Origin of the sequence: Bacillus cereus, from assembly GCF_002561295.1 — a bacterium.
GTDB lineage: Bacteria > Bacillota > Bacilli > Bacillales > Bacillaceae_G > Bacillus_A > Bacillus_A cereus_S.
The window spans coordinates 1-10,754 of the sequence record NZ_NTUG01000073.1; the positions used below are offsets into that span (position 1 = coordinate 1).

Consider the following 10,754-nt stretch of genomic DNA (forward strand, 5'->3'; position numbering starts at 1 on the left):
GCCAAGCAAAAACCTAAGTCATTTCGACTTAGGTTTTTTTGTGATTAAAATAAGAATATAAATCATAAAATAAGCCCATCATCTATGTACTTCTTAAAGAGTAGATGACAGGCCTATATATAATCAGTGGGGATGAAGAACCCCCACTGATTATAGTTTCACTTTATTCCTTCACATCGATCAGTTCAAAACGCTCGCAAACGAGCAACATGTCTTCAGAAAATTTACGATCGATTCTTTTCAGCTCTTTTGTGAAGAACTCGATATGAACGTTTTTCCAATATTCATAGGTCCGATCGCCTTCTCCTTCTGCAATAGCGAATTCTTCAGAGACTTCATTCATCGGTGTCAAAGTTACTTCTATCGTTTTAATAATTGCTACAGGTTCGTCAGCACTATTCAATATAATGCTATAATCATTTGTTGTTGGAAGTGGTTCATTTTCTAACTCGTAAAAAATATGTCCAGAGCATGTTGCAGTTTTTACGCCATCAATTACTAATTGGGCAAGGTAGTCAGGAGAAGCGCCAAACTGCCATGCGCTGACAGTTTGAGGTTTATCGTTTTCCTTCCAATAATCGTTCCAATATTGCTGTGCTACTTGGTTCATTTATATCGTCACCTTTTTCCTTGTATGTTTAGTTACATATAATAAGGCTTAAGATAAGATTATCTTTATGAATGATGGACAGTTTGACGATTCGGAGTTTCTTTATAGTCATTTAAAATTTTCATTGTTGCTTTACGAATTAATAAAGGTAACACATGGAATGAATACGGTTTATATACACGTTCCGTCCACTTATGCCCATCTTTCCCGTACACACCCATATTAATAGAAGGGATGTTTAATTTACGGATTGTGTCGTATGGTAGTGGATATAATTGTTCCCATTTTGGGAAGTTTTGTAGCAACGGCTCTAACTCTTCATCTGTTTCATGAATGGATAAGAAACTACCATCAGCTAAGTAAGGGAAGAATTTTTTTAGGACAAATTGTTCTCCTGTTTCTTTTTGCATGTCTTCTAGTATTGTTTCAATACTGCACTGTAATTGATGATTTTCCTCATTAGTTGTTTTTAAATAGTTATGTGGTAAAAATGGTGGTGCAAAAAAGAGAATAACACGTGCTTTTTTCTCCGGATCCAATTGTTGAAGTGCACCAACTATTTCAAAATATAACTCGCGTAAATCACTTGTATTACTTTCTTTTAATACCTTTTGAATAGTAGGTTCTGTATCGATACCGAGTTTTCCTAATTCCCCTACGTACTCTTCATAACTTGTTACTTCAATTTCCCAAGAAAGATCACGTGATGGAAGTCCTGTTACAAGCAAATAACGCTCAAACTGTTCTTTTAAATAGAATTCAGCTTCTTTGCAGACTTGTTTTGTCTCTTCTAGTAGTTGTGTAAGAACTTCCTTAGGAGTAGATTCGTAAATAAAGTAATTAAAGTATAATTGGCTGCTTGTAGCAGTTTGTACAGTATAGCTGTCTTTGTTATCGCGCTGATATAAACAAGTTGGAGGAAGAACAAGTTCATCTGGAATGAATTCGGTTAATTTATAGTTGTTATGCAGCCTGTTTGTAATTTGAGCCGCAATAAAATTAGGGTCGATTCCTGATAATGTATCACCTACATGTACTTCTCTTCCGTAAATATAGAAACAAGGAAGAAGTTTACCAGCAGTTCCTGTATAAATATATCGTTTGTGATCTCCATCGTAGAGAGGAGTTATAAAATCGTTATTAATAGCTAGTCGATATTCTAATTGCTTTTCTTGTTTCAATTTTTCTAGCTCAGATAGTGCAGAGGTAATCCCTCGATGTTCCCCTTCTTCATCTCCATTGAATAGTAGGAGAAGGTTTCCTTCAAGTAAATGCGCCTGCTCAGAGAAGTATAAAATATTTGCTAAATGAACAGCGGCACCGCTTTTCATATCAACAGAGCCACGGCCAAATAACCAGTCTCCTGATTTGGCGTCAGATTGAACGTTAGCATTTCCTTCATATGTTTGAAAATATTCTTCAAGCGTTTCTGGAGAGAGAGCATGTTCTTTTAATAACCCAAAGTCTTCAATCCCAACTGTATCTAAATGGGAATGATAAATGATTGTTGAAGTAGATTTATTCTGACCTTCTACAAAAGCAAATACATTTTTTCTACCGATTGGATCATTAGGAGCTTCTTGCATCCAGACATGCTCAGGATGTTTTTGAAAGTAAGGGAAACTTTTTAAAATGTTGTATAACTCTTCTATAATAAGCACTTCACCAGCAGTCCCGTTAATACTGTTAATAGAAACTAAATGTTTTGTTAGCATTTCAATTTGATTTTCTAGAGATAATGAGTATAGTTGTTGGTACATTTGATAACCCCCTTGAGTAATATGCTACATAGCTGATGTAGATTTTTCATTTTCTTTTTGTTTATTGTCAGATTTAAGATTAGAAAAATAATCTTTTGTAATAGAACGTACTTTACCGCTTAGGAAGAAAACAGCGATAATATTTGGGATTACAACGCAGGCAAGCATTAAGTCTAAAAATTGCCATATGAATTTGAGGCCGCCAATTGCTCCAACCATAATTGCCCCAATATATATCAATCTCATGAATTTAGAGAAGGTAGTACCAAATAAATATTCAGCTTGTTTTTCTCCATAGAATACAATTACAACAACAGTCGTAATTACAAATAGGAAAAGTGTTGTTGAAACAATAATGCCAGATAAAGAAACACCGAACACAGGTTCCATCGCAGCGGCGACCATTGTAGGAGCTTCGTTTGCTGAGATTGTTTTCCATGCTCCAGAAGTCAATACAGTAAGAGCTGTAATTGTACATACAATCAAGGTATCTACAATGACTTCAAAAATGCCCCAAAACCCTTGTTTTGTTGGATGGTCATTCATCGCAGCGGCGTGAGCGATTGGAGCAGTTCCCATTCCTGCTTCATTTGAGTACAATCCGCGTGCTAATCCCCAGCGAATCGCAGCAGCAACACCGGCGCCTGCAAATCCTCCGGCAGCGGAAAGAGGAGTAAAAGCATGGGTGAAAATTAATGAGAAAGCAGCAGGGATTTCTGAAAAATTAACAGCTAAAACAGTAAATGAACAAAGCAAATATAGAATGACCATAAGTGGAATAAGACGTTCAGAAACTTTACCAATTGTTTTAATGCCTCCGTATGTAACAAGGCCAACAAGAATGATAATAATAATCCCTGTTACAGTTGGGGAAATACCAAAAGAGCTTTTAATTGTTGTTGCGATGGAATTAGACTGAACCATCGTACTTGCTACAATTTCAATCATTAATGCAAAGGCAAAGAAAGAGGAAACCTTTTTCCAGCCAAGGCCTTTTTCAATATAATACATAGGTCCGCCAACCCATTCGCCATGTTCATTTTTCTGGCGATAGTGGATGCCGAGTACTACTTCAGAGTACTTTGTAGCCATTCCAATTAAAGCAACAATCCACATCCAAAAAATCGCACCAGGACCACCGAGAGCAATTGCTACAGGAACACCAACAATATTGGCCGCTCCCATTGTAGAAGCTAGGGCAGAAGCAGTTGCCTGGAATGGTGTAACTGTACCTGGGGCATCGCTTTTCGCAAAGATTTTTCCGAAGGTTTCTTTAAGAATGTGTGGAAAGTAACGAAATTGAAAAAAGCCTAATCGGAATGTTAAATAAATCCCGCCTCCGAGCAGTAAGAGCATCATGGGAAGTCCCCAAATAAATTCTGTGATTTGTGAAATGAACTGTGAAAATGTCTCCATTGTTTCCCTCCTAATATATGTGAGTGGTGCAGAAATGCTATAGTCATTATGAAAGCCCTTTCAAATTTAGGTGTTTATTTATTAAGTTTTTAGGAATAAGGGGATAGAAAAGCTACTATTAAGCAGTGAAGTGTATAGGTCATTAGAAGTTAAGTAATAGAAGATTCTACTCGATATATCATTAGAGATCATATCTATATTAAAGAATATTCGGAATATTATTGTCAATCTATTTTTAACTATCTATATATTGGAAAATGCTTAAAATACGATAAAAAGATTATGATAGCGGTATTTTGCCGCAAATGATTTTTTTATTTTTTTAGAGATTACAATCAATAAAAAAACCGATATCATGATTCAATATCGGTAAAGTTACTATCTTTATAGTAGTATAAAGATAGTAAATACAAGAGCTAATAAAATACGATAATAAGCGAATGGTTTTAAACCTATCTGTGCTAGTAGTTTTAGAAAAGTTACTACCGCCAGCATCGCTACTATAAAAGAAGTAATAAAACCTACTGCAAACATGGGGAGATCATCTATACTTAAATGTTCCCAACTTTTTAATAGGTCTAGACCTGTTGCTCCAACCATGACGGGAAGAGCAATAAGAAAAGAGAATTCTGATGCAGCTTTATAATTCACTTTTGCTAACAATCCGCCAGACATTGTGGATCCAGCTCTGGAGAATCCCGGATATACAGCTAAACATTGAAATAGTCCTATTGTTAATGCTTGGCGATATGTTAAATCGTCTAATGAATGAGCAGTAGCCTCTGTCTTTTTATTCTCTGCAAAAATCATAAGGATTGCGCCCACTACAAGTCCAATCACAACAGTATATGGCTGGAATAAGTATGTTTTGATCACATCATGTAATAGTAAGCCGGCAATTACGGCTGGGAACACACCTAGAAAAACATGTAGTGCATTGAATTTTTTCTCTTTCTGCAAGAGAGGTTTAATGTTACATAAAGAAACAAGTCGTTTATGATATAAAACAGCAATAGCTAAAATTGCCCCTAATTGTATAACAATTTCAAATGTCTTTGCTCTTTCTCCTTCAAACCCTAATAAATGCCCGACTAGTATAAGGTGCCCAGTAGAAGAGATAGGTAAAAATTCAGCTAATCCTTCTACAATACCGAGTATAAAGGCAATGATTATATCACTCATAATTTCACTCCTATACCAAATATTAATGAAAATCTACGAAAGAAAGCGAGTAACATTTTTCTTAGTAAAAAAACATAAAGTTGTATAGACAAAATATAAAATTAAAAATGCTATAATGCTATAAATTACTAGTGTAACTGTAACTGGAGCCCATATTTTAATAAAAGTCCATGATACTCCAAGTAATGTCCTTGGGAGCGTCAAAATGAATAGTGCTCCACTTAAAATGGCACAAGTATTTATGAGGAATAATATGAATTTCTTTTTGGTTAATAAAGACCAAGTGCGGTGTTTTTGTAATAGCCTTCTTATAAACCTTATGGTTAAAATGATAAGTAATATATTTAAGCACCCTGCTATAGTGAATATTACAGTTGCTACTTTATCTATTTTTTGAAAGCTATCTATTTGTTTTGTATCAGAAATGTTTTTTCCATTCCAGAGATCTATAACTCCTTGACCAATGGATGTTGTAACTGTACTTTTCATATTAGATAACACTGCTACACCTGTTTCTGTATCTGGTTGCATTATAATAAAAGACGAAAAGTTTGGATTCTCTCCATCATGGTATACAATTTTTTGGTCTTTTTGTAAAACAACCCATCCGCTAGCATAGTAGCTATTATCATTGACGGGTTTTACTGTCTTATCAGGGATGTGTGAATCGGAAATTAGTTGAGAATGAATTGAATCGTTTGTTTCAGTTCCTAACTGAAGATTCATCCATTTTACTAAATCATTTGTATTACTAATAATATAGCCTGCAGGTGTATTACCACGATAGATAGGTTGTTCATATGGATAGGGCCTCATAAATCTTAATTTATATCCAGTAGCCATCTCGTTAGGGTGTCCTTGTAAGTAACCTACTAATGAATTTTTCATTCCAATTTGATCTAGGATGTTCTGTTTTATATAAACTTCATATGGCTTCTTTGTTACTTTTTCAATTACGAGCCCTAAAATATCATAATTAATAGTTGCGTATTCAAAAGAACTTCCTGGCTTATGATTCAATTTCGTATGTTGTAATGTTTTAACGGTCGCTTCTAGTGCGTCATCCTCTGTACTGATAGGAATGGAGCTAATAGTAGCAGAAGGTATCCCGCTAGTTTGATATAACAAATGATTTAAGGTAATGTTTACTGGTTTATCGTTATAAGTTAATTTAAGCCATGGTAAAAACTTTGTGATATCGTCAGCTCGCTTTAGTAGACCTTCTTTTTCTAATTGCAAAATAGCTAAACCCGTAAAGGCTTTGCTTGTTGAAGCTAACTCGAATAAGGTATCCTCATTCACAGGCTTTTTTGTTTTTAAATCTGCATATCCAAATCCTTTTTGATAAACGGTTTTTCCTTTTTCGACAATCACCACTGATATTCCGGGTATTTGACTAAGCTCTTGTTGCTCTTTAATAAGTTGATCAATTTGTTGTATACGTTGTTCTGTAGTTTGTTCACTTTCAGCAAAGCTAATGTGCGTTGATGGGATAAGGAGGATTAGTATTAAAAAACTAATAGGCAGGTAATAGTAAAGTTTCCTTTGCTGTTTATTCATTTTTAATAGCTCCTATCTGTAGGGAATAATGGATGATGGAGTTGCTGTCATCATTATAGGAAGTGCATAATTGGAAAGTAGCCCACACCTCAAAGATATGAGAAAGAAACAAATAGAGATGTGGGAATAAATTTTTCACTTTATCTGTTCAGATTAATGAATATCGACCTTTTTAAAATAAAATACGGTTGCAATAAGACCAAGCAGGGATGTAGCAGCAATCACAATATAAGAATATTCTGGGGGATATGTCGGTTGTAGTTCATTGTTTGCTATATCGAGTGTAGCTGCCCAAGGGAATAGGTCTTTATGCTCCGAGTTTATCGACATAAGGTTTATCAACGTTATAATAATTGTTAATATAATGGGAGCAACATAAGTTTTCATTATAAGTGTCAGCAGTACAATAGGAGTTGATAAAACAAAGAGAAATCCACCACATATCAAAAACCTCATAAGAGATTGAAAAAGTAAGGTGCTACTGAATCCAGAAAAGTTACCTAATAGTCCTAGTAATAATGTTAATCCCCAAGCAACTAGAGTTAACATCATAATCCAAAGGAATAGGAGAATAAATTTACTTATAATAAAGTTAATACGTGATACAGGGATGGTTAATAAATTCTTTAAAGTGTCTTCTGTATATTCACGGTTAAACAAATAAGCGATAACAACTCCGTATAGTGGGACTCCTAGTACTACAGTAGTATATAGATTTACTTCAGAGAATAGTTGGGAAAATACAATAGTCGGATTAGGATTTTTTGTGTGCATGTGTATATAAGACAATACAACTACCATAAACGGTGCTACAGCTGCCCCAATAATACTAAGCAAGAACATATTAGAACGTTTCAATTTTAATAGTTCCGTATATAGTAGATTAACCAATTGTTCCACCCCCAACCAATTTGGTGAAATAATCCTCTAATTTGTCTTCACTCATCATAATTTTTACTACTTCAATATCGTTTTGAACAAACGTTCTATTAATCTGTCCTTGTTGTCCGAAATGAGAATAAACGCGAATGTTCCCTTCATCATGTACTTCGTAATCAAAAATATGAAATTGTTTTTCTAACAGCATCGCAGCTTTATTGTCGTCATTAACTTGGAATTCTAAGTATTTACGATTTGTTTTTTGAAGTGCAGCAAGAGAAACTTCTTCTAATAATTTCCCGTCATGAATAATCCCCATGCGATCTACTAGTTGTTCCACTTCAGCTAAAATGTGGCTAGAAATTAATATCGTTATATTTCTTTCTTGTGCTAGGGATTTAATAAGTTTTCGCATTTCTTTAATTCCGATTGGGTCTAGGCCGTTTGTCGGTTCATCAAGTATTAATAGTTCTGGGTAATGGAGAAGGGCTCTTGCGATTCCTAATCGTTGTTTCATTCCTAAAGAATATTTACCCACTAGCTTTTTTGTTTCATTCTGCAATCCTACAATTTCTAGTGCTTCTTCAATAGCATTTTTCTTATGCACTCCAATTATTTTTGCATTAATGAATAGATTCTCTTTTGCAGTAAGGTTCTCGTAAAATCCTGGAACTTCAACGATAGAACCAATTCTTCTTAAAATTTCTTTTTGGTTTGCAGAAAAGTCCTCTCCGAATATTTCGATTTTTCCACTTGTAGGTTTTATAAGACCTAGCAGCATTCGAATTGTCGTTGTTTTACCAGCACCGTTCCGGCCAATAAATCCATAAATCTCTCCTTGCTGTACATGTATATTTAGATTGTCTACCGACTTTTGTTTTCCATAAATTTTCGTCAAGTTTGTCGTTTTTATAATTGTATTGATGCTGAACACCTCTTTCTATAACCTCTTAAGTACATAATAAAAAAGAGGTTTTAACTGCTGCTTAATCATTTCTTAACTGTTTCTTAAAAGTAGTTTGTTTTGGGATGGAGAAGCCAAAGGTGGTTTTTTCCCATGGAATGCTTTCAGCCCAAATTTCACCACCGTGTTTTTCAATGAGTGCTTTTGCAATAGCAAGTCCTAGACCGCTCCCGCCATGAGAAAGATTCCTTGATTGATCAGTTCGGTACATTCTCTCAAATACGTGCTCTAGATCATTTGTTGCAATACCAGGACCTTTATCCCAAATGAGCAGCTGATAATCATGAGTGGTTTCTAAAAGCTCTATTCCTATTATTTTTCCAGGCTTTCCGTAATGTATCGCGTTCTTTAGGAGGTTACTGATAGCTCGCATTAGACTAAAAGAATCTCCTGTAATAATAGAAGGAGTTTCTGGAATGTTAACTCGTAATTCAATATTGTTTGTTGATAGTTCAGGTAAAAATGCAATGAGTGACTCTCTAGTAATCTCCGAAAAATCAAGCTGCTCTTCCTTTAATGGAAATTCATCAGCATCAAGTTTTGCCATATTAAATATTTCATCAACTAATTGTTTTAAGCCATTTGATTTATTTGAGAGTATTTCAAGATACTCCAGCTTCTCTTCCTCTGAAGCAGCTATACCATCTTTTAATGCGTCAATATATCCAATAATAGAAGTAAGAGGTGTTCGTATATCGTGTGAGATGCTAGATAGGAGTTGCTTCCTAGCCTTTTGAGATTTTTTGGCTTCAACTTGTACTTTTTCTAGCTCGGTTATTAATTCATTTATAGAAAAAATTACGTCATCTAGTGAATCATCGTTATTTGTATATAGTCGTGTATGCAAATTACCATTAATGGCACGGTTTAATTTTATAACCATGGACTTTCGTGTTTGAATAAAATGAAGTCTTGTAAAAAATAGACTTCCTGTTATAACGATGAGGATAATGAATACTATTAATTTTAATGTGTGAGATGTATCTATAAACAGAAGACCAGTAATGATAATAAACTGTAATAGAATGAGAGAGAGAATCTTATCGTTCTTCAATCTTTTCACCTACAAATTTATACCCAATGCCCCAAACTGTTTGAATGAATTTAGGATTCGAGGGATCGGTCTCTATTTTCTTTCTAAGCTTGCGAATATGCACCATAACGGTATTATCATCTTCTATGTAATTACTATCCCAAACATTGCGGAAGAGTTGTGTTTTTGTAAATACTTGTTCGGGGTTTGAAGCGAAAAACTTTAATAATTCTAGTTCTTTTCCTGTTAGAGAAATTTCGGCATCATTTACGTTAACGGTGTACTTGTTTACATCTATTGTTAGCCCTTTAAATGTTAGCAGTGTTTTTTCTTGTGTACCGGCGTTACTTCCCAATACTAAAAAACGTCTCATAAGAGCTTTAATTCTAGCGATAACCTCATTAACGCTAAAAGGCTTTGTAATATAATCGTCTGCCCCTATGCTTAAGCCTAAAATTTTATCTACTTCTTGATCTTTAGCAGTAAGCATTAAGATTGGGATATTTGTTTTATTTCTCAGTCTTCTACATACTTCGATACCATCAACTTTAGGCATCATCAAATCTAGTATGATGAGGTTATATTTGTTTTGTTCGAATAAGTGAAGAGCTTCTTCTCCATCTACAGCGATATCGACTATATATAATTCTCGCTCTAGGTATTTCTTTAATAAATCTCGTATTTCTTTTTCATCGTCTGCTATAAGTACACGGATATCTTCCATATTCTCACCTATTTCTAATAGAGTTTTATTGATAGTTTTAAACAAAAGGTTATAGTATGGCCTGGCAATGCGGGAACAGAGGTACAATCGCTATCTAATTATATACTATTAATTGTAAAAATAAGGTTGTTAGTTTTAATGAAAAGATAGAGGATATATAAAGTGAAACTAATAATCAGTGAGGGGTTCTTCATCTCCCACCTAACTTCTTTAGCCGCTAGAGCTGGACATTGCTTTCGCTGAATTTTGAGGTGGGAGTGTTACTGTCCGTTAATGCGGGATAAAGTTTAAAAGAGGTAAGCAAGAGGAGGAGGGTATTTTTGATGCTTTCTCCAAAAGTGAGTAAGGGAATGAAAGGCTATTTGAAGAGACGGATTAATGGATAGAAGGTTAAGTGGTTTTCTATTTTCTATCTAGTTCAATTTTTAAGGTGTTTTTCTTGTAGGAAAAGTAATACGAAAAAAATAAATATCTTTGTGAAAAGGTATTGACGATTAGTATATAGGGGTGTAATATTATACGAGTCGCTGATAGCAATAACGCAAACGCGACAAACGAAATAAAAAACTTAGTTGACATCGAAATACAAAGATGTTAACATAAGGAAGTCGCAAATGAGCGGCAAA

General features: G+C 34.6%; 8 protein-coding genes and 1 pseudogene. All 9 read right to left on the reverse strand.

Annotated features, from left to right (window positions below):
* Window positions 1–150 precede the first annotated feature (150 nt).
* The 9 genes and pseudogenes from CN373_RS24710 to CN373_RS24750 all read right to left on the reverse strand — a co-directional run bounded on the left by CN373_RS24710 (window position 151) and on the right by CN373_RS24750 (window position 10,128).
* A pseudogene (locus CN373_RS24710) lies at window positions 151–610 on the reverse strand (ASCH domain-containing protein).
* A gap of 65 nt (window positions 611–675) precedes the next feature.
* Entirely contained in the window at window positions 676–2,370 is a 1,695-nt protein-coding gene (locus CN373_RS24715; protein WP_098360367.1) for a M20/M25/M40 family metallo-hydrolase, read from the reverse strand.
* Window positions 2,371–2,394: 24 nt separating this feature from the next.
* Window positions 2,395–3,786, reverse strand: coding sequence for an alanine/glycine:cation symporter family protein (locus CN373_RS24720; protein ID WP_000447386.1), 1,392 nt, complete (start codon window positions 3,784–3,786; stop codon window positions 2,395–2,397).
* A gap of 384 nt (window positions 3,787–4,170) precedes the next feature.
* Window positions 4,171–4,968: an undecaprenyl-diphosphate phosphatase gene (bacA, locus tag CN373_RS24725; protein ID WP_001279971.1), complete on the reverse strand. Its 798-nt coding sequence runs from the start codon at window positions 4,966–4,968 to the stop codon at window positions 4,171–4,173.
* Window positions 4,969–5,001: 33 nt separating this feature from the next.
* The gene (locus tag CN373_RS24730; RefSeq protein ID WP_001041646.1) at window positions 5,002–6,528 is read right to left on the reverse strand and encodes a serine hydrolase domain-containing protein; all 1,527 of its coding nucleotides are present in this window, start codon (window positions 6,526–6,528) and stop codon (window positions 5,002–5,004) included.
* A gap of 153 nt (window positions 6,529–6,681) precedes the next feature.
* A complete protein-coding gene (locus CN373_RS24735) occupies window positions 6,682–7,419 on the reverse strand; it encodes an ABC transporter permease (protein WP_000247731.1) in 738 nt (245 codons plus the stop codon).
* Complete coding sequence (locus CN373_RS24740; protein WP_000491466.1) at window positions 7,412–8,341, reverse strand: ABC transporter ATP-binding protein; 930 nt, start codon at window positions 8,339–8,341, stop codon at window positions 7,412–7,414. The genes CN373_RS24735 and CN373_RS24740 overlap by 8 nt, the downstream gene beginning before the upstream one ends.
* Before the next feature lie 52 nt (window positions 8,342–8,393).
* A complete protein-coding gene (locus CN373_RS24745; RefSeq protein WP_000786802.1) occupies window positions 8,394–9,425 on the reverse strand; it encodes a sensor histidine kinase in 1,032 nt (343 codons plus the stop codon).
* Window positions 9,412–10,128, reverse strand: a complete 717-nt coding sequence (locus tag CN373_RS24750; protein WP_000389502.1) for a response regulator transcription factor — start codon at window positions 10,126–10,128, stop codon at window positions 9,412–9,414. The genes CN373_RS24745 and CN373_RS24750 overlap by 14 nt, the downstream gene beginning before the upstream one ends.
* Window positions 10,129–10,754 lie beyond the last annotated feature (626 nt).